This window comes from Roseicella sp. DB1501 (assembly GCF_013112485.1).
Classification (GTDB): Bacteria; Pseudomonadota; Alphaproteobacteria; order Acetobacterales; family Acetobacteraceae; genus Paracraurococcus.
Map to the genome: position 1 here is coordinate 358,626 of NZ_JABFHG010000003.1, position 21,489 is coordinate 380,114.

The window sequence follows — 21,489 nt, forward strand, 5'->3', positions numbered from 1 at the left end:
GCCATGCCGAAGGACGACACCGCTGCGCCGGGCCATTGGGGGGGCGAGCCGGCGGCCCTGCGCCGCGACACGCCGCCGGATGGCGCGCCCCGGCTCGACCTGCCCGACATCCAGGGCAACATCCACCGGCCCTACGGGCGCTACGGCTTCCCCTATGCCCGCACCTTCCTGTTCCACATCGCCGCCGATGGCGGCGAGGCCGGGCGGTGGTTCGTCGACCAGCTCCGCCCGCACGTCACCACCGCCGAGCCCTGGGCCAGCAGCCGGGTGCCGGACCGGGACGGGCTGCGGCAGAAGCCCGATATCGCGCTGAACATCGCCTTCACCTGGGCCGGCCTCCTCGCCCTCGGCCTGCCGACCGCGACGCTGCGGCAGATGCCGGACGAGTTCATCGAGGGCATGGCCCGCCGCAACCACATCCTCGGTGATCTCGGCCCGAACCACCCGGATGGCTGGGACCCGGTCTGGCGCGACGGCGCGCGGAAGGCGGACCGGCGCGTGCATGTCTGGCTCAACCTCAGCGCCGCGGCGCGGGAGAGCGACGGTCGGCCGGTCGAGGCCCTGGCGCGCTGGACCGAGTGGCTGCAGGCGCTGCTGCGGCACCGGCGCGCGCGTGACCGCGTGCTGCTGCTGCCCGGCCATGGCCGCGACGGCGCCGGGCTGTGGCAGGACAGCGCCGCGCTCATGGCGCGCGACCCGGCGAGCGGCCGGCTGGTGCCGACGGCGAAGGAGCATTTCGGCTTCACCGACGGCATCTCCGACCCCGTCTTCGCCGGGCAGGGGGTGCTGGACGAGGACAGGCAGGCCGCGATCGGCGCCGGCAAGCTGCTGCGCGGCCCGCCCGGCGCGTCCCGGCGCTGGCAGCCGCTGGCCACCGGCGAGTTCCTGCTCGGCCATCCGAATGAGGGACAGGAGCTGGCGCGGAGCAGCGTCCCCTACGGCTTCATGCGCAACGGCACCTTCATGGCGCTGCGCAAGCTGCACCAGAACACCGGCCGCTTCGCCGCGGCGATCGAGCGGCATGCCGAGGTCTTCCAGCGCGTCGCCGGGCTGCCGACGCCCGAGGTAGCGCGGGAGACGCTGCGCGCCAAGATGGTCGGCCGCTGGTCGAGCGGCGTGCCGCTGATCCTGGCGCCGACCCATGCCGAGATGCTGGCGATGCTGGACCGCTTCCCGCTGCTGTTGAAGCAGGAGCAGGGCGTGCCGCTGACCGGCGCCGAGACGTGGGAGGCGAAGCGGCAGCTTGCCGCCTTCAACCGCGAGGCCGCGGATTACCGCTATATCGACGATCCGGAGGGCATCCGCTGCCCGCTCGGCGCGCATGTCCGCCGCGCCAACCCGCGCGACATGCTCGATCCCGCGCCCGAGCCCGGTTGCAGCGCCTCGACCCTCACCAACCGTCGGCGCATCCTCCGCCGCGGCCTGCCCTATGGCGAGACCACGCCGCGCGACGAGGACGAGCACGGCGTCTTCATCATGGCGCTCTGCGCCAGCCTGTTCCGGCAATTCGAGTTCGTGCAGCAGCAATGGATGCAGTACGGGCTCGATCTCGAATCCGGCAACGACACCTGCCCGATCACCGGCAGCCGCGAGCAGTCGGCGCGCTTCGTCATTCCCGCCGACCCGGCCTCCGGCCGGCTGCCCTATGTCGCGGACCGGCTGCCGCATTTCGTCGAGACGCGCGGCGGCGACTATTTCTTCATCCCGAGCCTGAGCGCGCTGCGCATGATCGCCATGGGGGAAATCGACCCGACATGACCGAGCTCTCGGCCCCCTTGCCGGCCCCCGTCCTCCCCACCCCGGCGGCGCGCCCCGGTGGGCGGCTGCCCGGCTGGCTGCAGCGGCACATGGACCTCGGCTTCCGCATCCTGCGCAACACCCTGCCGATCCTCGTCCTCCCCTTCCGCATCCGCGGCCGGCGCTGGGCCTGTGTCACCCGCGCCGAGGATGTCGAGGCGGTGCTGCGTCGGCCCGACGTCTTCGACGTGCCCTATGCGGCGAAGATCGCCGTCGTCATGGAGGGCGGCAACATCTTCCTCGGCATGCCGGATACGGAGGAGGCGCGGCGCGACAAGGCCAATATGCGCCTGACCGCGCCCTCGGCCGAGGCGCGGGCGCGGATCGGGCCGGAGACGGCGCGGCTGGCCGCCGAGGTGGTGCGGCAGGCTGCCCCGCGGCGCCGCCTCGACCTTGCCATGGAGCTGTCGCAGGCGGTGACGACGCGGCTCTACGCCGCCTATTTCGGCCTCGGGGACGCGCCGGAGCGCGAGATCGCGGACCAGGCGCGGGCGCTGTTCGGCTACATGTTCGGGAACCCGCTCGACGACTTGGCGCAGCGCGCCGCGGCCGAGCCGGTGGCCGCGGCGCTGCGCCGCCGGATCGGAGCGGCGGTCGCGGCGCGCAAGCGGACCCCGGGGGTGGGCGAGGGGGCGGGTGAGGACGTGCTCGGGCGCTGCCTGCGGCTGCAGGCGGAGGGCCGGCCCGGCTTCACCGACCTCGAGATCCGCAACAACCTGATCGGCCTCGTCGTCGGCGCCCTGCCGCAGGCGCCGATGCTGATCCCGCAACTCTTCGACCTGCTGCTCGACCGACCGCGGGAGCTGGCGGCGGCGCAGGCGGCGGCGCGGGCGGATGACGACGCGGCGCTGGCCCGCATCGTCTTCGAGGCGGCCCGCTTCCGGCCGCTGACGCCGGGCCTGTTCCGCCTCTGCCGCGAGGATTACCGGCTGGCGGCCGGGCATTGGCGGGGCCGGACCATCAGGGCCGGCACCATCGTGCTCGCCGCCACGCGCTCGGCCATGATGGATGGCCGCCGGGTGCCGGCGCCGCGCGAATTCCGCACCGACCGGCTGGACCCGCTCGGCCTGCATTTCGGCCTCGGCCAGCATGAATGCTTCGGCATCCACATGAACCAGGCGATGCTGCCGCAGATCTGCAAGCCGGTGCTGCGCCTGCCCGGCCTGCGCCGGGCGCCGGGCGAGGAGGGGCGGCTCCGGCTCGACGACGCCTTCGGCATCTTTCCGATGAACCTGACCGTCGCCTTCGACTGACCGGCCCCTGCGGGCCCCTGTCGGGGTCCCCCTGCGAAGAGTCACTTGCATCATGATAGTGACTCCGCCTATCCTGCCGCCATGCGCCGCACCGGTTTTGCCGACATGCCCTGCCCAATCGCCCGTGCCCTGGAGCGTGTCGGGGAATGGTGGAGCATCCTGATCCTGCGGGACGCCTTCAGCGGCATGACCCGCTTCGAGGAGTTCCAGGCCAGCCTCGGCATCGCCCCGAACATGCTGACCCGGCGGCTCAATGCCCTGGTCGAGGCCGGGCTGCTGGAGCGCCGCCCCTATTCCGAGCGCCCGCCCCGGCACGAATACGTCCTGACCGCGCGCGGCCGGGACTTCCGCCCCGTGCTGCTGGCGCTGCTCGCCTGGGGCAACCGGCATTTCACGCCGGAGGGCACCACGGTCGAGATCGTCGATGCCCGCACCGGCGCGCCCGCCGATCCCGTGCTGGTGGATCGCGGCAGCGGCCGGGCGATCGACACCGCCGATTTCACCCTCGCCCCCGGCCCGGCCGCCGGCGAGGGCCTGCGCCGCCGCCTCGCCCGGCGACGCCATCCCGCGCCGGGCGAGGACATGCCATGACCGCCGAGACCCCGATCCGGCCGGCCTCGCCCGCCGCCACCGCCATGGACCCGCGCACCCGGCGGCTGCTGCAGGGCCGGCCGCTGCCGACCCTGCTGCGGCTCGCCTGGCCGAACACGCTGGTGATGCTGGCCCAGGCCTCGGTCGGGCTGATCGAGACCTGGTGGGTCGGGCATCTCGGCACCGATGCGCTGGCCGGCATGGCGCTGGTCTTCCCCGGCTTCATGATGATGCAGATGCTCTCGGGCGGGGCGATGGGCGGCGGCATCTCCTCGGCCATCGCCCGGGCGCTCGGCGGCGGCCGGCGGCAGGATGCGGATGCGCTGGTGCTGCACGCGCTGGTCATCAACGGGTTGCTCGGCCTGCTCTTCTCCGGCCTCGTCCTCGGCTTCGGCCCGGCGCTCTACCGCGGCCTCGGCGGCGAGGGCGCCTCGCTCGAAGCGGCGCTCGCCTATTCCGACGTGGTCTTCGCCGGCGCCGTGCTGGTCTGGCTGTACAACGCCTTCGCCAGCGTGCTGCGCGGCACCGGCAACATGCTGCTGCCCTCGCTCGCCGTCGTGCTCGGGGTGCTGCTGCTGATCCCGCTCTCGCCGCTGCTGATCTTCGGCCTCGGCCCGGTCCCGGCGCTGGGCGTCGCCGGCGCCGGCTGGGCGGTGGTGCTGACCTCGCTGCTCACCACGGCGCTGCTCGGCTGGGCGGTGTGCGGCGGCCGCAGCATCGCGCGGCTGCGGCCGGTGCCGCTGCGCGCGGCGCTGTTCCGCGACATCCTGAAGGTCGGCGCCGTCGCCTCGCTCTCCACCTTCCAGACCACGCTGACGGTGATGCTGACCACCGCCGTGGTGGGCGCCGCCGGCGGGCCGGATGCGATCGCCGGCTACGGCACCGGCAACCGGCTGGAATACCTGCTGATCCCGCTGGTCTTCGGCCTCGGCGCGCCGCTGGTCGCCCTGGTCGGCACCAATATCGGCGCCGGGCAGCGGGAACGGGCGTTGCGCATCGCGCTGACCGGCGGCGCGCTCGCCTTCCTGCTGACCGAGGCGATCGGCCTCGCCGCCGCCCTCTGGCCCGAGGCCTGGCTCGGCCTGTTCGGCGCCGATCCGCGGATGATCGAGACGGGGGCGGCCTATCTGCGGATCGTCGGCCCGGCCTATGGCTTCTTCGGGCTCGGCCTCTCGCTCTACTTCGCCTCGCAGGGGGCGGGGCAGCTGCTCTGGCCGCTGCTGGCGGGCGGGCTGCGGCTGCTGATCGCGGTCGGCGGCGGTTACGCCGCGCTGCACCTGACCGGCTCCCTCACCTGGGTCTTCGCCGCGCTGGCCCTGGCGCTGGTGGCCTATGGCACGCTGATCGCGGGCGTCCTCGCCTCGGGCGCCTGGTTCCGCGGCGGCTGAGCGCATCCGGGCTCGCCTTGCGGCGATCCGTCCCGGTAGCATTCCCCCGCAAGCGGCAGCGAAGACGCCGCCACGGGGAGGCAAGGACAATGACCGAACTCGATCGCCGGGCCGTCGTGAGGGCGGCCGCGGCCGCGCCGCTCGCCGGCCTGCCCTGGCGCAGCGCCCGGGCGCAGGCGCAGAACACCATCCGGCTCGGCGTGCCGGTCGACATGTCCGGCACCTATCGCGACGTCACCGGCCAGGTCTCGGTCGCCGCGGTGCGGCAGGCGATCCAGGATTTCGGCCCGCGCGGCTTCGAGGTCGAGCTGCTGGCCGCGGACCACCAGAACAAGCCGGATGTCGGCGTCGGCATCGCCCGGCAGTGGTTCGACCGCGACGGCGTCGATTGCCTCGTCGACGTCGCCACCTCCTCCGTCGCCCTCGCGGTCAACGACCTGGTGCGGGAGAAGAACAAGGTCCACCTCAACAGCTCCGCCGCCAGCTCGGACATGACGGGCAAGGGCTGCTCGCCCAACATGGTCCACTGGACCTACGACACCTGGATGCTGGCCAATTCGGTCGGCGGCGCCACGGTGCGGGCGGGCGGCGACAGCTGGTACTTCATCACCGCCGACTACGCCTTCGGCCATGCGCTCGAGCGCGACACGACCGGCTTCATCAAGGCCGCCGGCGGCCGGGTGCTCGGCAGCGTCCGCACGCCCTTTCCGGGGACGCAGGACTTCTCCTCCTTCCTGTTGCAGGCGCAGGCGAGCAACGCCAAGGTCATCGGCCTGGCCAATGCCGGCGCCGATACCACCAACTGCGTCAAGCAGGCGGCGGAGTTCGGGCTGACGCGGCGCGGCATGAAGCTCGCCTCGCTTCTGCTCTTCATCACCGAGGTACATTCGCTCGGCCTGCGCACGGCGCAGGGGCTGATCGTGACCGAGAGCTTCTACTGGGACCTCAACGACCGCAGCCGGGCCTTCACCGCGCGGCTGCGCCGGCTGGTCGGGCCCAACCCCGGCATCGCCAGCACCCATGCCGGCACCTATGCCGCGACCTTGCACTACCTGAAAGCGGTGCAGGAGATGGGCGTGCCGGCGGCCAGGGCCAGCGGCGCCGCGGCGGTCGCCCGCATGAAGGCGCTGCCGACGGATGACGACGCCTTCGGCCCCGGCCGGATCCGCGAGGACGGGCGCAAGCTGCATCCGGCCTATCTGTTCGAGGTGAAGGCGCCGGAGGAATCGAAGGGGCCCTTCGACTATTACCGGCTGCTGCAGACCACCCCAGCGGAGGAGGCCTTCCGGCCGCTGGCGCAGGGCGGCTGCCCGCTGACCAGGGCCTGAGCGCCGCCGCGGCCGGGCGCAACCCCGGCCCGGTACCCAGGCTGCCGCGGATTTTCGCGCTGCACAACGGCCCGGGAATTGCCTAGACCGCGGCCAATCGGAAGGGGCAGGGCAGCATGAGCGGCACCAACCAGCGCATCGACGGCAAGCGGCTGTGGGACAGCCTGATGAGCATGGCCGAGATCGGCGCCACGCCGAAGGGCGGTGTCCGGCGGCTGACCCTGACCGAGGTGGACAAGGCCGGCCGCGACCGCTTCCGCACCTGGTGCGAGGCGCTAGGGCTCACGGTGCGGGTGGATGCGATCGGCAACATGTTCGCCCGGCGCGAGGGGCGCGACCCCAACCGCCTGCCGGTGCTGATGGGCAGCCATCTCGACAGCCAGCCCTCGGGCGGCAAGTTCGACGGCGCGCTCGGCGTCATCGCCGGGCTCGAGGTGATGCGCAGCCTGAACGACCTCAACCTCCAGACCGAGGCGCCGATCGAGCTGGTGAACTGGACCGACGAGGAGGGCAGCCGCTTCGGCCATTCGCTGATGGGCAGCGGCGCCTGGGCCGGGGTCTATCCGCTGGACAAGGTCTATGGGCTGCAGGACGTGGACGGGGTGAGCGTCGAGCAGGCGCTGACCGCCATCGGCTACAAGGGCGAGGCGCCGGCCAGGCCCTTCCCGGCCGATGCCTATTTCGAGCTGCATATCGAGCAGGGCCCGATCCTGGAGCAGGAGGGCAAGCGGATCGGCATCGTCACCGGCGCCCAGGCGCAGGTCTGGTGGGATGCCCGCATCCTCGGCCAGGACGCGCATGCCGGCACCACCCCGCCCGCCGCCCGCAAGGACGCGCTGGTCTGCGCCGCCCGCATCATCGACCTCGTCGACCGCATGATGCGCGCCCGCGGCGAGGATGGGCGCGGCACGGTGGGCTTCCTGCAGGTGCTCCCCAACAGCCGCAACGTGGTGCCCGGCGAGGTGCGCTTCAGCGTCGAGTTCCGCCACCCCGACACCGCCGAGATCGAGCGGCTGGCGGCGCAATTCCCGCGCGAGGCCGGCTTCATCGCCCGCGACTGCGGCCTGCCGCTGGAGCTGACCGAGCTGTTCCGCTTCCCGCTGCAGCCCTTCGATGCCGGCTGCGTCGATCTCGTCCGCCAGGCGGCGGCGAAGCTCGGCCTGCCGGCGCGGGAGATCGTCTCGGGCGCCGGGCATGACGCGGTCTATGTCGCGCGCAGCGTGCCGACGGCGATGATCTTCACCCCCTGCAAGGACGGCCTCAGCCACAACGAGGCGGAGAGCATCGAGCCGGAGGAGGCCGAGGCCGGCTGCCAAGTGCTGTTCGAGGCGGTGCTGGCCCGCGCCAACCGGGCGCTCTGACGCCCCCGGCCTCCCCCCTCCCAGGGGCAGGGGCGGGATATCGCGTCGCGGCGCGATTGTGCGGGTATCGGCGAGGCAACCTGGGTTAGGCTCGGCCGCTATCACCCTTCGGACGGCGAGGCGGCTGATGGCACGTGTCGACAGGCCCCGGATTGCCCGGCCCCGGCCCTGCCGGGGGCCCTGGCCCGAAGGACCCTGGTGGCTCCTCGGCGCCGCCGCGCTCGCGGCGCCGCCGGCGGTGCTGATCCAGGGAGGCGATCTGCATGTGGCGCTGCTCGCCTCGCTCGCCTGCCTTGCCACGCCGGGCGCGGCGATCGAGGCGATGATGGGGCTGGCGCGGCTGGCCCTGGCGGTGGTGCCCCCGCCGCGTTGATCCCGGCTGCACGAGGTTCCGACCTGCCGCCGGCACCGCCGGCTGGGCACCCGAATGGGCGCCGCCGCAAATGCGGCGAGGCCAAGCCGCCGGAAGCGGCGCCCGGCGTCCAGGGGGCAGGACGGCGAAACCCTCCTGCGCTCGATATAGGGGCCGTCCGACGGGGCCTCCGAAGCTCGCGAGCCGCGCCGTCAGGGCTTGCCAGCCCTGCAAACACCGCCTAGGCCCGCTCAGGGTTCCGTGTTAAGCCCCCCGCCTCTTAAGGAGTGCCCTGTCCGGGCGCTGCCGGGGCCCAGTCACGCGCCATCAGGAGCACCAGGCGATGAGCGATACCGCCGAGAAGGTTAAGAAGATCGTTGTCGAGCACCTCGGCGTCGAAGAGGCCAAGGTCACCGAGGATGCCTCCTTCATCGACGACCTGGGGGCGGACAGCCTCGACACGGTCGAGCTGGTCATGGCCTTCGAGGAAGCCTTCGGCGTGGAGATCCCCGACGACGCGGCCGAGAAGATCACGACCGTCAAGGAGGCGATCGCCTATATCGACAGCCAGAAGGCGGCCTGATTAGGGCTTAGGGCTGAACAGGGACGGAGAGGCCAAGCGTGTTCGCGAACGGAGCCGCGCCGCGGCGTGTCGTCGTCACCGGCATGGGCATGGTCTGCCCGCTGGGACTCGGCGTGGAGCATGTCTGGAAGCGGCTGATCGCGGGCGAAAGCGGCATTTCGGCTATCCAGTCCTTCGACACCAAGGACCTGCCGGCGAAGATCGCCGGCCAGGTGCCGTCCGGCACCCGGGAAGGCGGCGGGCTCGACCTCGCCGAATGGATCCCGGTCAAGGACCAGAAGAAGATGGACCGCTTCATCCAGCTCGCCATCGTGGCGGCGACGGAAGCGGTCGAGGATTCCGGCTGGAAGCCCGAGGACGAGGAAGGCCGCTGCGCCACCGGCGTCATGATCGGCTCCGGCATCGGCGGGCTGCAGACCATCTACGAGGCCTCGCTCACCGTCGCCTCGGGCCGGACGAAGCGCCTCTCGCCCTTCTTCATCCCGAGCGCGCTGATCAACCTGGCCTCCGGCCATGTCTCGATCAAATACGGCTTCAAGGGACCGAACCACTCGGCGGTGACGGCCTGCGCGACCGGCGTGCATGCGCTCGGCGACGCGGCGCGGCTGATCGCCCTCGGCGATGCCGATGTCATGGTGGCCGGCGGCGCCGAGGCGGCGATCAGCGAGCTCGGCATGGCCGGCTTCTGCGCCTCGCGCGCCCTCTCCACCGGCTATAACGACACGCCGCAGCAGGCCTCGCGTCCCTGGGACGAGGGCCGCGACGGCTTCGTCATGGGCGAGGGTGCGGGCGTGATGGTGCTCGAGGAGCTCGAGCACGCGAAGCGCCGGGGTGCCAGGATCTATGGCGAGGTGATCGGCTACGGCATGTCGGGCGATGCGCACCACATCACCGCCCCCTCCGATACCGGCGACGGCGCCTTCCGCTCGATGCGCGCGGCGCTGAAGAGCGCCGGCGTGGCGCCGGCCGAGGTGCAGTACGTCAACGCCCATGGCACCTCGACGCCGCTCGGCGACGATCTCGAGCTCGGCGCGGTGGAGCGGCTCTGGGGCGGCGATGCCGGCAAGCTCGCCATGTCCTCGACCAAGTCGGCGGTCGGCCACCTGCTCGGCGCCGCCGGGGCGGTGGAGGGCATCTTCTCGGTGCTCGCCATCCGCGACGATGTCGCGCCGCCGACCCTGAACCTCGAGAACCCGTCGCGCGAGAGCGCCATCGACCGGGTCGCGAAGCAGGCCCAGCCCCGCCGCATCGAGGTCGCGCTGTCCAACAGCTTCGGCTTCGGCGGCACCAACGCCAGCATCGTCTTCCGCGGCGCACCCTGAGGTTGCGGCGCCGGCCGCCGGCGGCCGGCACCGCTTCCGGGCGGACCGGGGCATTTCTCCATATGCGAGAATGCAGCCCGGACTGCCTCGCAGCATGCGTCAACTCTCGCGCCGTGGCACCTTGTCATGGAGCCGATGCCGGCATCCGGGCGTTCATGGGGTGATGATCATCGTCCTGAACGACCGGCCGATCCGCGCGGCGGAAGGTGCCCGATGAGGCGCTGGCTACGCCGCCTCGGCCTCGGCTTCGTGGTGCTCGCGCTGCTCGGTGGCGCCGGCGCCTGGCAGGCGCTGCGCCTCTATCACGCCCCCGGCCCGCTCGCCGAACCCACCAATGTCGTTGTGCAGCGCGGCGGCACCGAGGCCATCGCCGCCTCGCTGCTGAAGGCCGGCGTCATCGCCGATGGCCGCAGCTTCACCGCGGCCGCCTGGGCGACGCGCGGCCAGGGGCCGCTGCACGCCGCCGAATTCGCCTTCCCGGCCGGGGCCTCGCTCGAGCAGGTGCTGGCCGTGCTGCGCAGCGCGAAGCCGGTGCAGCACCGGCTGACCATTCCGGAAGGTCTGACGGCGCGGCAGATCGCCGCGCTGGTGCGCGACGCGGCGGGCATGACCGGCGAGATCAACGCGCCCGAGGAAGGCAGCGTGCTGCCGGAGACCTACGCCTATCAATGGGGCGACGACCGCGGCGCCCTGCTGCGCCGGGCGCAAGGTGCGATGACGCAGGTGCTGAAGAAGGCCTGGGCGGAGCGCGCCGAAGGCCTGCCGCTGGCGAGCCCGCGCGAGGCGCTGGTGCTGGCCTCCATCGTCGAGCGCGAGACCTCGGTGCCGGCGGAGCGGCCGCATGTCGCCGCCGTCTTCCTCAACCGGCTGAAGCGTGGCATGCCGCTGCAATCCGACCCGACCGTCGCCTATGCCGCGACGGATGGCGGCGTGCTTGACCGGCCGCTGTCGCGCGCCGATCTGGAGCGCGACCATCCCTTCAACACCTATCGCAACCGCGGCCTGCCGCCGGCCCCCATCGCCTCGCCCGGCATCGCCTCGCTGCGGGCGGTGACGCAGCCGATGGCGAGCGACGATCTCTACTTCGTCGCCGATGGCAGCGGCGGCCATGCCTTCGCCCGCACGCTGGACGAGCACAACCGCAACGTGGCGCGCTGGCGAGACATCGAGCGGCGCCGCGGCGACAAGGCGGAGGTGGGACGCTGATCGCTTCCCACGAGGCCGCCGGGCCGCCTCGTGGGGCATGGGTTGATCCTGCCGATCTCAGTCGATCGCGTCGCCGATGGCGTGCACCGGCGCGCCGAGCGGCTTGCCGACCACCGGCACCACCTGGATCACGTCGCCCGTCACCCGGAAGGGCAGGGCCAGCAGCCCGCAGCCCGAGAGGCTGAGGGCGGCCAGCAGCAGCAGGGCCAATCGCATCGCGTCACTCCTTCATCCTGGACCATGATCCGCTCACACAGGGTCGCGGATCATGGTCCAGGCGGTTGTTTGATCACATGATTCACGCTTTTCGGTGCGTCCACCTCAAGCGATCACGCTCTGGGCAGGCGCCGGCCGCCGCGCGGGCGGCCGGCGCATCGGCGGGAGAACGTCACGGCGTCCCGGACGTTCGGCTGGCCGCATCCTCGACGATCCTCCCATCCTCCATGCGCACCACGCGGCTGCAGCGCGCGGCGAGCGCCGGGTCGTGGGTGATCAGCAGCAGCGTCGTGCCGAGCCGCTCCCGCAGCCCGAAGAGCAGGTCGATGATCTGCCCGCCCGTCGCGCGGTCGAGATTGCCGGTCGGCTCGTCGGCCAGCAGCAGCGGCGGCTCGGCCACCGTGGCGCGGGCGAGGGCGACGCGCTGCTGCTCGCCGCCCGAGAGCTGGCCGGGATAATGCCCGAGGCGATGGCCGAGCCCGACCGCCCCGAGCGCCGCCGCGGCGCGGTCGAAGGCATCGCCCCGGCCGGCGAATTCCAGCGGCACCGCGACATTCTCGAGCGCCGTCATGGTCGGGATGAGGTGGAAGGCCTGGAAGACGATGCCGACATGGCTGCGGCGGAAACGGGCCAGCGCATCCTCGTCCATGCGGGCGAGATCCTGGCCGGCGACGGTGAGCGCGCCGCCGCTCGGCCGTTCCAGCCCGGCCAGCAGCATGAGCAGCGAGGTCTTGCCCGAGCCGGAGGGACCGACGAGGCCGAGAGCCTCGCCGCGCCGGACGGTCAGTGCCAGGCCGCGGAGAATGTTGACCTCGCCCGCCGCCCCCGCCACCCTGAATCGCAGATCCCTGGCGGCGATGAGCGGTGCGGAGTCGTCGGGTTCGGTCAGGGATCGGGAGTTGTTTGCGATGGCATCCATGGCGCCGAGGGGTTTCCGGGGTGCCGCTGGATATGGCCGCCGTATCCTCCTGGGAACAGCCCTGGCCGGTTTCGGAGTGTTTCGCCGCCCCCGCCGGACGGTGGCGGCGGGGCAGGCGCCGCACCTGCTCGTGCTCGGCGACAGCCTGGCCGCCGGCTACGGCCTGCCGCAGGACCAGGGCTTCGTGCCGCAGCTCCAGGCGGCGCTCGCCGCACGAGGGCGTGCGGTGCAGGTGGTGAATGCCGGCGTCTCGGGCGATACCACGGCCGGTGGCCTGGCGCGGCTCGACTGGTCCCTCGCGGAGCGGCCGCAGGCGGCGATCGTCGAGCTCGGTGGCAATGACGGGTTGCGGGCCCTGCCGCCGGCGGCGAGCCGCGACAACCTCGCCGCCATCCTGGACCGGCTCAAGGCCCGCAACATCCCGGTGCTGCTGGCGGGGATGCTGGCCCCGCCCAATCTCGGCGCCCCCTATGGCCGCGAGTTCGCGGCGGTCTATTCAGGGCTGGCGAGAGAATATCCGGACACAATTTTCTATCCATTCTTCCTCGACGGCGTGGCGGGCGATGCCGGGCTGAACCAGCCGGACGGCATCCATCCGAATGCGAAGGGGGTGGCGGAGATCGTCCGGCGCATCCTGCCTGCCGTCGAGTCCCTGCTGGACCGGGCCGCGCCTCCGCCCGATCAATGAGGAGCCCGATTGATGAGGAGACAGAGCCGATGATTCGCCTCTTCGTCGCCCTGGCCCTGCCGGCCGCCATCAAGACCCAGCTCGCCATGCTCGCCGGCGGCATCCCGGGGGCCAGGTGGGTGCCCCCCGAGAATTACCATCTCACCCTGCGCTTCATCGGCGAGGTCGAGGGCTGGCAGGCCCAGGAGGTGGACGACGCCCTGGCCAATATCCGTGCCCGGCCCTTCGAGCTCTCGCTGCGCGGCGTCGGCATCTTCGAGAAGGGCGGGCGCATCAGCACCCTTTGGGTCGGGGTCGAGAAGACCGAGCAGCTCGGCTTCCTGCAGACCAAGGTGGAGACCGCCCTGCAGCGCATCGGGCTGCAGCCGGAGCGCAAGCGATTCGCGCCGCATGTCACCCTGGCCCGCACCGAGCGGGCGGCGCCGGAGAAGCTGATCACCTTCGTGCAAGCGCATAACCTGTTCCGCGCCCCACCCGTGGCGGTTGAGCATTTCACCTTGTATTCCTCCCGCCTGGGCAAGGATGCGGCGGTTTATGTCCCGGAAGTGGAGTATGAGCTGGCCTAGAGCGCATCCATCCTGACCGGAACGGCGGAATGCGTTCTATCTCGTTGTTTGCGGAGCCGATCCACGCCTCCGGGCGTGTCCGCCCCGTGGCGATCTGCTCCAGGGCCACATCGCGGGTCCTGCTCGCGCTGGCCCTGCTGCTCGCCCCGCTGCGGGGATGGGCCGGGCCCTGGCAGGCGGTGCCGGCGGCGGCCCTGCCCATCTGCTCGGCCGCGGGCGGGCCGCGGCACATCCCCGACCCGACGGCACCGGCCCTGCCGATGGCGGCGCATTGCGATGCCTGCCTGATCCTCTGCCCGGCGCTGCCCGTGCCTGGCGCGGCGCTGCCGCCTCCCATGGCCCTCGGCCTCGTCGCCGCGGCCGCCCCGGCCCGCCGGCCGCCGCCGGTGGCCCTGCCGCGGGAGAGGGCCCGCGGCCCGCCCAACGCCTGAGCGCTGCCGCCGCCCGCGCCGGATGGCCGGCCGGGCGCGCGCGATCCCACGAACCGCGACGCCTCAGGAGAAACCGATGCGATTGTCTCTCGCCCTAGCCGGCGCGCTCTGCGTCCTGCCGGCTCTCACGCCCGCCCGGGCCCATGTCACCGTCGACCCCGCCGCCGCACCGGCCGGCAGCTTCGTCCGCACCGCGCTGCGCGTGCCGCATGGCTGCGGCGGCGCGGCCACCACCCGCATCAGCCTCGAACTGCCGGAGGGGGTCTATTCGGCGAAGCCGATGCCCAAGCCCGGCTGGCGCCTGCACATCGAGCGCCGGCGCCTGCCGGAGATGGTGCGCGGCGCGCATGGGGCCGAGGTGGAGACGGAAGTCTCGCGCATCACCTGGGAGGGTGGGCCCTTGCCCGACGACCAGTATGACGAGTTCGTCGTCCTGCTGCAGGCGCCGAACGAGCCGAACGGCGTCTTCACCCTGCCGGTGGTGCAGGGCTGCGAGGGCGGCAAGGCCGAGCGCTGGGTGGAGACGCCCGCCGCCGGGCAATCCGCGCACGACCTCGCCCGGCCGGCGCCCGCCATCCGCCTGGTGCCGCGGTGAGGCGCCCGGCCTCGCGGCGGCCTCTGCTCGCCGCCACCCTGCTCCTGTCGCTGCCCGTCCTGGCACTGCCCGTCCTGACGCTGGCCCCGGCGGCCCGGGCGCAGACGGCCGGCGAGCTGCACATCGCCTCGCCCTGGACCCGCGCCGCGGGCCAGAACGGCACCGGCGCCGGCTTCCTCACCATCACCAACCACGGCAGCGCGGCCGACCGGCTGGTGGGCGCCAGCAGCCCGGCCGCACGGGTCACCGAGATCCACACCCATATGCGGGAGGGCGACATCCTGCGCATGCGGCCGGTGGAGGCGGTGGAGATCCCCGCCGGCCAGACCGTCACGCTGCAACCCGGTGGCTTCCACCTGATGCTGATCGGGCTGAAGGCGCCGCTGATCCAGGGCCAGACCGCCCCGGTGACGCTGCGCTTCGAGCGGGCGGGCGAGGTGACGGTGACGCTCGCCATCCTGCCGGCCGGGGCACGCGGGCCGGCGGCGCACGCGCACTGACCTCCGGGCCGCTGCGTCTCGACCTGCCGCGGCAGGTCGGGCGCCAGCGGCGCGGCTATCCGGGCCGGCATATCCGTCACCCTGCGACGATGCACCCGACGCCCCGCTTCCATTTGTCCCAGGGCAGTCGGCGTCGGAGCGCCGGCCGCGGTCTTCATGGCCTGCCGATCCGGTGCGCTTAGCGTATGGGTGGGGCCCGAGTCCGACCGCGCCGGCCCCACGGCTCGTTGGTCAACCACTCTCGACACGCCATCCGCTGATCCGGGCACCGGGATCCGTTTCAGGCTCCGCTCGGCGCCGTCGTAACAGGCGGCCCTTGGTTCCGCCCTGTGCCAGCAAGGATGCCCAGAATTGCGTAACGAGGCATTCAACCCATAGTTAATTCTGGTTTGGTTATTGAATAGTTGACGCAAAAATCAAAAATAGTGAATGATAGCTCTCGCTTTGTTGCATTCTGAGCTTGTGTCATTCTGATTTATGCACGAAACAGAATGACGATAATGATCCGGGAACATCTCGCAATGTGGCAACAGGTCCAGGGCGCCTTAGCATATGTCGGCCGAAAGGCACCCATTGTTCGGCGAGCCCTGCCGCCCGCGCTGGATGTTGCCCTTATTTCAATGTTCGATCGTCGCATTGTTCCGCAAGAGCCGGACCGGAAATACCTGACGGGCGTCATCTTCCCCAGCCTCCTGCCGCTCGAGAGCGGCCGCATCCTGTTCGTCGGCTGCCGCAGCTACACCAAGCCCTATGAGGCGGTGTTCCAGGACAGCGAGTACTGGACCCTGGAGATCGACCAGATCCACGCGAAATGGGGCGCCCGGCACCACAAGACCGGCGATGTCCGCAATGCCGACGAGTTCTTCGCGCCGGGTTACTTCGACCTCGTCTTCCTGAATGGCGTCCTCGGCTTCGGCGTCGATGCCGATCACGACCAGGATCTCACCTTCACCGCCCTGCGGCGCGTCATGCGCCCTGACGGCGTTCTCGTCCTCGGCTGGAACAAGGGGCGGTGCAGCGATCCGCTGACCCGGCCGACCCTCGGCGCCGGCTTCCGGCACCAGGAACTCTGCGGCATGCCGGCGCGGAAGGACTTCCCGGACTCGACCCATGTCTACGACCTGTTCCGCGCCGTTGGCGGCAGCCCGGTCATGGAGGAGCGGAGGCAGGGCGTCAGCGCGGCGCCGGCCTTGCCGCGTTAAGGCAGACCGCCGAGAGACGGAAATGCCCGGAGGCGCGGCTTCGCCCTGACACCAGGAGCCGATCGCGGTGTTGGATCGTCCCTCGCCAACCACCAGGCGAGGGGCAGGCTGATATTGGCGCGGGGGGGCGGCTCCCCTTGACCACATCCCGTGCCGCACCCCGCGGCCCGATCTTCCTTCGCTTCCGTACCGGTTCGGGTTATCCGCACCGCATGATGGTTAATCCCCCTCCTGTCGTCGCGCGCGCTCCGCTCCACCGGGGCCGGCATCGGAAGGCGGGCAGGGCGGGGGATCGGCGAGGCGGGGCCATGCTCGCGGGCGGCCGCGTCTTGCGGCGATCGCTTCTGGTCGCCGGGCTGGGGCTGTGGCCCGGCCTGGCGCCGGCGCAGCCCGCCATGGTCGCCGCCCGACCGGCGCTGCCCGGCATCGGCAGCGCGGATCCCCGCCGGCCCGTCAGCCTGGCCGAGACCCCCTGGCGCGCCCTCGGGCGGCTGCAGCTCGAGCTCGGCCCACGCTGTTCCGGCGCCCTGATCGGCCCGCGGACGGTGCTGACCGCGGCGCATTGCCTCGTCGCGCCGCGCACCGCGGCGCTGGTGCAGCCGGGGACCGTGCATTTCCTCCTGGGCTATGAGCTGGGCCGGCAGGCCGGCCATGCCCGCGGCGTCGCGCTGCAGGTTGCGCCGGGCTTCCGGCCGGCATCGCGCGGGCCGCGCGGCGCCGACTGGGCGCTGGTGACGCTGGATGCGCCGCTGGGCACGCCGGACCGCATCCTGCCGCTGCTCGCCGCCCCGCCGGCTGCCCAGGCGGCCCTAATGCTTGGCGGCTATCAGCAGGACCGGCCGGAGGTGCTGCTGGCCGATGCCGGCTGCCATCTGCTCGGGGTGGCACCAGCGGGAACGGTGCTGGCGGGGGCGCTGCTGCTGCATGACTGCGCCGGCACCCGCGGCGCGAGCGGCGCGCCGCTGCTGGCTCGCGGCGCCGATGGAGGCTGGGCCGTGGCCGGCGTGGTCTCCGGCGGGGTCGGGGCCATGGGAGCAGGGGACGCACCGGTCGGCGTGGCGGTCTCGGTGGCGCCCGTGGCGGCAGCGCTGCGGGCGGGCGGGTCCGGTTCCGGGCCAGCGTCACCCCTGGCCCCGGGCATCGTCCCGGACCGGGGCGCGGGTCACCCCTGATCCGGCTCGCCCTCGCCTTCCAGCCGGGCGATATCGGCGTCGGACAGGCCGAAATGATGGCCGATCTCGTGCAGCAGCACGTTGCGGACGAGGCGGAAGAGGTCCTCCCCGGTTTCGATCCATTCCAGCAGGATGGGCTCGCGGTAGAGCAGGATCGTGTCGGGCGATTGCGGCACGTCCAGCACGCTTTTCTGTGTCAGCGGCACGCCGCGATAGAGGCCGGTCAGATCCCAGGGATTGTCGATCCCCATCTCCGTCAGCGTCTCGTCATCGGGGGCTTCCTCGACGACGATGGCGGTGTCGCGCACCTGGGCGCGGAGGGCGGCGGGGATGGCGGCCAGCGCCGTCTCCGCCATATCCAGGATGTCCTCGAGACTGGGCGGGGTGCCATGGCGCATGCCGACACCGGAGGACGCGCCGGGCGCGGCGTCAAGCGGGAAGGGGCGGGGCATGGTCGAGCGACTGGATGCGACGGCGCGGGCGGCATTGGCGGAGAGCCTGCCGCATTGGCGGCTGGCGGAGGGACGGGACGCCATCCGCCGCGAGTTCCGCTTTCGCGACTTCTCGGAGGCCTGGGGCTTCATGAGCCGGGTGGCGTTGCTGGCCGAGGCGCAGGACCATCACCCGGAATGGTCGAATGTTTGGAACCGGGTCGAGATCCTGCTCAGCACGCATGACGCGGGCGGGCTGTCAGAGCGCGACCTGCGGCTGGCGCGGGCGATCGATGCGCTGACCGGCTAGAGCGGATCGCGGGACGGCGTGACGCCACCCTGAAAACAACAGGCCACAGCGGAGCGGCGTTCCATCTCGAACGCAATCCGCTGTAGAGAGGACTCCGATCCGCCGCCTTCACCAGACGTCCCGCGAAGGTGGCGGTCGGAACGCTAGGGCGTGATCGCTTGAGGTGACTCACCGAAAAGCGTGGCTCACGCGATCAAGCAACGGCCTGGACCATGATCCGTGACCCAGTGTGAGCGGATCATCGTCTAGATCGCTTCCCGCATCGGCGGCCCACGCCGCATGGTCTCGGCCAGATCGGCGATCGAGGTGGTGGCGAAATCCTTCAGCAGGGCCATCTCCGCCTGGTCGAAGCGCTGGCGCAGCAGATCGGGGACATGCCGCCCGATGGTGCATTCCGCATTGGTCTTCCGGTGGACGCCGAGCAGCTTTTCCTTTTCGGGATGGATGGCGCGCCAGACATCGCGCAGCGTGATCTGCGCGGCCGGGCGGGACAGGGAAGCGCCGCCGGGGCCGCGCTGGACGGAAATCAGCCCTGCCCGCGACAACTGGCCGGCGATGCGGCGCACCACCACGGGATTCGTGCCGATGCTCCAGGCCAGCCGCGCACTGGTCGAGTCGCCGGCGGATTCGTCGGCGACGAGGAGCAGGATGTGGAGAGCGACGGAGAAGCGTGTTGCAATCATGTCCAAGAATGTATGACTTGCGACAATTGACAGTTGAGCGCCGGCATGGCCAGGGGGCTGCCCTTCACGGAGTGGAGTCCTATGAACAAATTCTCCATCTGTGGCGGGCCAGCCGCACCGGCCGAACGAACCCTGGCGATTTGCCGGGCCGCCACGCGATTCTGCGCCCTGCGCGGCTGGGCCCCGATCCAGGAGGTGCCGCTGCCGAACGGGCGCCGCGCCGATATTCTGGCGCTGCAACCCGATGGTGGGTTCGTGATCCTCGAGATCAAGTCCTGCGCCCGGGACTTCCTCTCCGACCTCAAATGGCCGGAATACCGCGACTTCTGCGATCGGCTTTATTTTGCCGTCGACCTGGACTTTCCACAGGACCTCATTCCTGAAGATACAGGCCTGGTGGCCGCCGAGGGGTGGGAGAGCGCCTTGCTGCGCGAGGCGCCGGCGCATCCGCTCGCGCCGGCCCGGCGCCGCGCCCTGCTGCATCGCTTCGCCCGGCTCGCGGCCGGCCGGCTGGCCGCCGCCTCCGATCCGGAGGGCCATGCGGCGATGCGGGCGGCGCTGAAGGTGGAGTAGCGGCGCTGGCAGGCGGCTGCGTCAGGCGATCTGCAACTCCTGCAGCGCCTGCTCCAGTTCCTGGAAGCTCGGCATATAGGCCGTCGGGGCCATCTTGCGGCCGGTCTCGACCGCGACCTGCGGCGCGTTGCCGTGCAGATGCGCGACCAGGACGGCGCGGATGACCTCGTAGTATTTCGCCTCCTCCTCGACCACGCCCTTCAGCCGCGCCGCCATCGGCCCGACCATGCCATAGGCCAGCAGCACGCCCATGAAGGTGCCGACCAGCGCGCCTCCGATCATGCCGCCGAGGATCGCCGGCGGCTGGTCGATGCTCGCCATGGTCTTGATGACGCCGAGCACCGCCGCGACGATGCCGAGCGCCGGCAGCGCGTCGGCGACGGATTGCAGCGCATGCGAGGGGTGAAGCTCCTCGATCAGGATCTTCTTCAGCTCGCGTGCCATCACATCCTCGATCTGGTGCGGGTCGTCGGCATTCATGCCCACCATGCGGAGGTAGTCGCAGATCAGCGCGCTGGCGTGATGGTCCTTCTGGATCTTCGGGAAATGGCCGAAGGCGTTGCTCTCCTCCGGCTTTTCGATATGCGGCTCCAGCGCCATCGCGCCCTTCGACTGGGCGAGCCGGACGAAATAGTAGAGCAGGCTCAGCATCTCGACGTAATCGGCCTTCTTGTAGCGAGCGCCCTTCAGGATTTTCCCGAAGCCGCCCGCCACATGCTTGATGTCGCCGATGCTGTTCGCCATGACGAAGGCGCCGATGGCGGCGCCGCCGATGACGATCATCTCATGCGGCAGGGCGTGCAGGATGATGTCGAACTTGCCGCCGGCGATGACATAGCCCCCGAAGACGCAGGCGAGCAGGAAGACGAGGCCGGCGATCGTCGTCATGGTGCGGCGCCCGGCGAGCTGCGCAGCAGCGTGATGGCGACCCGGCGGTTGGCCGCGGCCATCGGCGTCTCCGGCAGCAGCGGCATGCGGTCGGCATGGCCGGCGACGCTCTGCAGCCGCGGCTCGGCGATCCCGGCCTCCAGCAGCAGGCGACGGACGGCATTCGCCCGCTCGGCCGAGAGTTCCCAATTGCTTCGCGCATCGCCGCGGAAGGGCGAGGCATCGGTATGGCCGGCGATGGCGAGGCCGTTCGGCAGCTTCGCCGCGATGGCCGCCACCTTGGCCAGCAGGGCGCGGGCGCGCTCGTTCGGCGCGGCGCTGCCGATGGCGAACATGGGTTGCCGCTCGGCATCGAGGAGCTGGATGCGCAGGCCCTCCGGCACCTGCTCGACGACGAGCTGGCGGCCGAGATCGGCCAGGGCCGGATCCTCCCGCACCGCGGCGCGGATCTCGGCCGCCGCCTGCTCGAAGGCCTGGGCCTCGCGCCGCCCGAGCTCGGCCCGGAGCGCCGCCTCGCCGATCGCCGCGGCATCAATGCCCGCTGCCGGCGCATTCGCCTCCGGGGGCGGGACGGCGGGCCGGGCGGCCGGCGCGGCGGATTGCGGCGCGGCCTTCCCGGGCGGCTGTGGCGGCCGCGCCTCGGCGCCGTGGGCCACCGCCTCGCCCGCCGGCTGCGGCGGCGCCACCGACGCGGTCTCGGGCAGGGCGTCGGAGGGTCCCTCATCCTCGATGTCGAGCCGGACCGGGGCGCGGCCCTGCTCGATCCGGATGGCGCCGTTGTCCGAGACCATGGCGCCGTCCGAGTTCGGCGTGGTGCCGCCGAAGGGCTCGCCCGAGCCGGTGGCGCTGCGGCCGAGCACGTTCGAGGGGGCGAAGTAGTCGGCAAGGCCGCGGCGCTGGTCGTCCGAGGTCGCGTTCAGCAGCCACATCAGCAGGAAGAAGGCCATCATCGCGGTGACGAAATCGGCATAGGCCACCTTCCAGGCGCCGCCGTGATGCCCGTCGCCGCCGGCCTCCTCGCGCCGCAGCACGATGGTCGGCGCCCCGTCGCGTCCACCCTTGCCCTTGCCCGCCATCAGCCCCGCACCTGCCGCCGCGGCCCGATCCTGCACGGCCGGGGCTTAAGAAATTCCG

25 protein-coding genes are annotated in these 21,489 nt (G+C 71.8%); 19 read left to right on the top strand and 6 right to left on the bottom strand.

Annotated features, from left to right (window positions below; all coding sequences use genetic code 11):
- Positions 1-3: 3 nt before the first annotated feature.
- The 10 genes from HJG45_RS07920 to mltG all read left to right on the top strand — a co-directional run bounded on the left by HJG45_RS07920 (position 4) and on the right by mltG (position 11,181).
- Positions 4-1,758 carry a Dyp-type peroxidase gene (locus tag HJG45_RS07920; protein WP_171611552.1) on the top strand — a complete coding sequence of 585 codons (1,755 nt, stop codon included), beginning with the start codon at positions 4-6 and terminating at the stop codon, positions 1,756-1,758.
- Complete coding sequence (locus HJG45_RS07925) at positions 1,755-3,050, top strand: cytochrome P450 (protein ID WP_171611553.1); 1,296 nt, start codon at positions 1,755-1,757, stop codon at positions 3,048-3,050. Before HJG45_RS07920 ends, HJG45_RS07925 begins: the two co-directional genes overlap by 4 nt.
- A gap of 45 nt (positions 3,051-3,095) precedes the next feature.
- Entirely contained in the window at positions 3,096-3,641 is a 546-nt protein-coding gene (locus HJG45_RS07930) for a helix-turn-helix domain-containing protein (RefSeq protein WP_254452351.1), read from the top strand.
- The gene (locus HJG45_RS07935; protein WP_171611554.1) at positions 3,638-5,029 is read left to right on the top strand and encodes an MATE family efflux transporter; all 1,392 of its coding nucleotides are present in this window, start codon (positions 3,638-3,640) and stop codon (positions 5,027-5,029) included. The genes HJG45_RS07930 and HJG45_RS07935 overlap by 4 nt, the downstream gene beginning before the upstream one ends.
- An 89-nt stretch (positions 5,030-5,118) precedes the next feature.
- Entirely contained in the window at positions 5,119-6,357 is a 1,239-nt protein-coding gene (locus HJG45_RS07940) for an ABC transporter substrate-binding protein (protein WP_171611555.1), read from the top strand.
- Between the two features lie 116 nt (positions 6,358-6,473).
- Complete coding sequence (locus HJG45_RS07945; protein WP_171611556.1) at positions 6,474-7,718, top strand: Zn-dependent hydrolase; 1,245 nt, start codon at positions 6,474-6,476, stop codon at positions 7,716-7,718.
- 127 nt (positions 7,719-7,845) lie between these two features.
- Complete coding sequence (locus tag HJG45_RS07950) at positions 7,846-8,091, top strand: hypothetical protein (protein ID WP_171611557.1); 246 nt, start codon at positions 7,846-7,848, stop codon at positions 8,089-8,091.
- A 322-nt stretch (positions 8,092-8,413) separates the two neighbouring features.
- A complete protein-coding gene (locus tag HJG45_RS07955) occupies positions 8,414-8,653 on the top strand; it encodes an acyl carrier protein (protein WP_111469156.1) in 240 nt (79 codons plus the stop codon).
- 38 nt (positions 8,654-8,691) lie between these two features.
- Positions 8,692-9,975, top strand: coding sequence for a beta-ketoacyl-ACP synthase II (fabF, locus tag HJG45_RS07960; RefSeq protein ID WP_368040540.1), 1,284 nt, complete (start codon positions 8,692-8,694; stop codon positions 9,973-9,975).
- A 213-nt stretch (positions 9,976-10,188) separates the two neighbouring features.
- On the top strand, positions 10,189-11,181 hold the full coding sequence (gene mltG / locus HJG45_RS07965) for an endolytic transglycosylase MltG (RefSeq protein ID WP_171611558.1): 993 nt from the start codon (positions 10,189-10,191) through the stop codon (positions 11,179-11,181).
- A gap of 57 nt (positions 11,182-11,238) precedes the next feature.
- Here mltG and HJG45_RS07970 read toward each other — a convergent pair whose 3' ends face one another.
- Together HJG45_RS07970 and HJG45_RS07975 are read right to left on the bottom strand one after the other, a co-directional pair.
- On the bottom strand, positions 11,239-11,397 hold the full coding sequence (locus HJG45_RS07970) for a DUF6726 family protein (RefSeq protein WP_171611559.1): 159 nt from the start codon (positions 11,395-11,397) through the stop codon (positions 11,239-11,241).
- A gap of 172 nt (positions 11,398-11,569) precedes the next feature.
- A complete protein-coding gene (locus HJG45_RS07975) occupies positions 11,570-12,316 on the bottom strand; it encodes an ABC transporter ATP-binding protein (protein ID WP_171611560.1) in 747 nt (248 codons plus the stop codon).
- 76 nt (positions 12,317-12,392) lie between these two features.
- Between HJG45_RS07975 and HJG45_RS07980 the strand changes: the two genes are divergently transcribed.
- From HJG45_RS07980 to HJG45_RS08010, 7 genes are all read left to right on the top strand, one after another.
- On the top strand, positions 12,393-13,004 hold the full coding sequence (locus tag HJG45_RS07980; RefSeq protein WP_368040541.1) for an arylesterase: 612 nt from the start codon (positions 12,393-12,395) through the stop codon (positions 13,002-13,004).
- A gap of 29 nt (positions 13,005-13,033) precedes the next feature.
- On the top strand, positions 13,034-13,570 hold the full coding sequence (thpR, locus tag HJG45_RS07985; protein ID WP_171611562.1) for an RNA 2',3'-cyclic phosphodiesterase: 537 nt from the start codon (positions 13,034-13,036) through the stop codon (positions 13,568-13,570).
- An 86-nt stretch (positions 13,571-13,656) separates the two neighbouring features.
- Positions 13,657-14,001: a hypothetical protein gene (locus HJG45_RS07990; protein WP_171611563.1), complete on the top strand. Its 345-nt coding sequence runs from the start codon at positions 13,657-13,659 to the stop codon at positions 13,999-14,001.
- A gap of 76 nt (positions 14,002-14,077) precedes the next feature.
- Positions 14,078-14,596 carry a YcnI family protein gene (locus HJG45_RS07995; RefSeq protein WP_171611564.1) on the top strand — a complete coding sequence of 173 codons (519 nt, stop codon included), beginning with the start codon at positions 14,078-14,080 and terminating at the stop codon, positions 14,594-14,596.
- Positions 14,593-15,096, top strand: a complete 504-nt coding sequence (locus HJG45_RS08000; RefSeq protein WP_368040542.1) for a copper chaperone PCu(A)C — start codon at positions 14,593-14,595, stop codon at positions 15,094-15,096. The genes HJG45_RS07995 and HJG45_RS08000 overlap by 4 nt, the downstream gene beginning before the upstream one ends.
- A 620-nt stretch (positions 15,097-15,716) precedes the next feature.
- Positions 15,717-16,298 (top strand): methyltransferase domain-containing protein, encoded by a 582-nt coding sequence (locus tag HJG45_RS08005; RefSeq protein WP_171611565.1) that lies wholly within the window; start codon positions 15,717-15,719, stop codon positions 16,296-16,298.
- Positions 16,299-16,627: 329 nt separating this feature from the next.
- Positions 16,628-17,470 (top strand): serine protease, encoded by an 843-nt coding sequence (locus HJG45_RS08010; protein WP_171611566.1) that lies wholly within the window; start codon positions 16,628-16,630, stop codon positions 17,468-17,470.
- Here HJG45_RS08010 and HJG45_RS08015 read toward each other — a convergent pair.
- Positions 17,461-17,868 carry a metallopeptidase family protein gene (locus tag HJG45_RS08015; protein WP_171611567.1) on the bottom strand — a complete coding sequence of 136 codons (408 nt, stop codon included), beginning with the start codon at positions 17,866-17,868 and terminating at the stop codon, positions 17,461-17,463. The genes HJG45_RS08010 and HJG45_RS08015 overlap by 10 nt on opposite strands.
- A gap of 52 nt (positions 17,869-17,920) precedes the next feature.
- On the opposite strand from HJG45_RS08015, the gene HJG45_RS08020 reads away from it, so the two are divergent.
- On the top strand, positions 17,921-18,211 hold the full coding sequence (locus HJG45_RS08020; protein ID WP_171611568.1) for a 4a-hydroxytetrahydrobiopterin dehydratase: 291 nt from the start codon (positions 17,921-17,923) through the stop codon (positions 18,209-18,211).
- A gap of 245 nt (positions 18,212-18,456) precedes the next feature.
- On the opposite strand, the gene HJG45_RS08025 is transcribed toward HJG45_RS08020, so the two are convergent.
- Entirely contained in the window at positions 18,457-18,894 is a 438-nt protein-coding gene (locus HJG45_RS08025; protein WP_171611569.1) for an Rrf2 family transcriptional regulator, read from the bottom strand.
- An 81-nt stretch (positions 18,895-18,975) separates the two neighbouring features.
- Between HJG45_RS08025 and HJG45_RS08030 the strand changes: the two genes are divergently transcribed.
- Positions 18,976-19,467: an MmcB family DNA repair protein gene (locus HJG45_RS08030; RefSeq protein WP_171611570.1), complete on the top strand. Its 492-nt coding sequence runs from the start codon at positions 18,976-18,978 to the stop codon at positions 19,465-19,467.
- Between the two features lie 21 nt (positions 19,468-19,488).
- On the opposite strand, the gene motA is transcribed toward HJG45_RS08030, so the two are convergent.
- Entirely contained in the window at positions 19,489-20,355 is an 867-nt protein-coding gene (motA, locus tag HJG45_RS08035) for a flagellar motor stator protein MotA (protein ID WP_171611571.1), read from the bottom strand.
- The gene (locus tag HJG45_RS08040; protein WP_171611572.1) at positions 20,352-21,431 is read right to left on the bottom strand and encodes a flagellar motor protein MotB; all 1,080 of its coding nucleotides are present in this window, start codon (positions 21,429-21,431) and stop codon (positions 20,352-20,354) included. Before HJG45_RS08040 ends, motA begins: the two co-directional genes overlap by 4 nt.
- Positions 21,432-21,489 lie beyond the last annotated feature (58 nt).

What these genes read in the sequence shown, in the direction of transcription:
- HJG45_RS07920 (WP_171611552.1), top strand. Translation starts at nt 4, where the DNA reads ATGCCGAAGGACGACACCGCTGCGCCGGGCCATTGGGGGGGCGAGCCG.
- HJG45_RS07925 (WP_171611553.1), top strand. Translation starts at nt 1,755, where the DNA reads ATGACCGAGCTCTCGGCCCCCTTGCCGGCCCCCGTCCTCCCCACCCCG.
- HJG45_RS07935 (WP_171611554.1), top strand. Translation starts at nt 3,638, where the DNA reads ATGACCGCCGAGACCCCGATCCGGCCGGCCTCGCCCGCCGCCACCGCC.
- HJG45_RS07940 (WP_171611555.1), top strand. Translation starts at nt 5,119, where the DNA reads ATGACCGAACTCGATCGCCGGGCCGTCGTGAGGGCGGCCGCGGCCGCG.
- HJG45_RS07945 (WP_171611556.1), top strand. Translation starts at nt 6,474, where the DNA reads ATGAGCGGCACCAACCAGCGCATCGACGGCAAGCGGCTGTGGGACAGC.
- HJG45_RS07950 (WP_171611557.1), top strand. Translation starts at nt 7,846, where the DNA reads ATGGCACGTGTCGACAGGCCCCGGATTGCCCGGCCCCGGCCCTGCCGG.
- HJG45_RS07955 (WP_111469156.1), top strand. Translation starts at nt 8,414, where the DNA reads ATGAGCGATACCGCCGAGAAGGTTAAGAAGATCGTTGTCGAGCACCTC.
- mltG (WP_171611558.1), top strand. Translation starts at nt 10,189, where the DNA reads ATGAGGCGCTGGCTACGCCGCCTCGGCCTCGGCTTCGTGGTGCTCGCG.
- HJG45_RS07970 (WP_171611559.1), bottom strand. Translation starts at nt 11,397, where the DNA reads ATGCGATTGGCCCTGCTGCTGCTGGCCGCCCTCAGCCTCTCGGGCTGC.
- HJG45_RS07975 (WP_171611560.1), bottom strand. Translation starts at nt 12,316, where the DNA reads ATGGATGCCATCGCAAACAACTCCCGATCCCTGACCGAACCCGACGAC.
- thpR (WP_171611562.1), top strand. Translation starts at nt 13,034, where the DNA reads ATGATTCGCCTCTTCGTCGCCCTGGCCCTGCCGGCCGCCATCAAGACC.
- HJG45_RS07995 (WP_171611564.1), top strand. Translation starts at nt 14,078, where the DNA reads ATGCGATTGTCTCTCGCCCTAGCCGGCGCGCTCTGCGTCCTGCCGGCT.
- HJG45_RS08005 (WP_171611565.1), top strand. Translation starts at nt 15,717, where the DNA reads ATGTTCGATCGTCGCATTGTTCCGCAAGAGCCGGACCGGAAATACCTG.
- HJG45_RS08015 (WP_171611567.1), bottom strand. Translation starts at nt 17,868, where the DNA reads ATGCGCCATGGCACCCCGCCCAGTCTCGAGGACATCCTGGATATGGCG.
- HJG45_RS08020 (WP_171611568.1), top strand. Translation starts at nt 17,921, where the DNA reads ATGGTCGAGCGACTGGATGCGACGGCGCGGGCGGCATTGGCGGAGAGC.
- HJG45_RS08025 (WP_171611569.1), bottom strand. Translation starts at nt 18,894, where the DNA reads ATGATTGCAACACGCTTCTCCGTCGCTCTCCACATCCTGCTCCTCGTC.
- HJG45_RS08030 (WP_171611570.1), top strand. Translation starts at nt 18,976, where the DNA reads ATGAACAAATTCTCCATCTGTGGCGGGCCAGCCGCACCGGCCGAACGA.
- motA (WP_171611571.1), bottom strand. Translation starts at nt 20,355, where the DNA reads ATGACGACGATCGCCGGCCTCGTCTTCCTGCTCGCCTGCGTCTTCGGG.
- HJG45_RS08040 (WP_171611572.1), bottom strand. Translation starts at nt 21,431, where the DNA reads ATGGCGGGCAAGGGCAAGGGTGGACGCGACGGGGCGCCGACCATCGTG.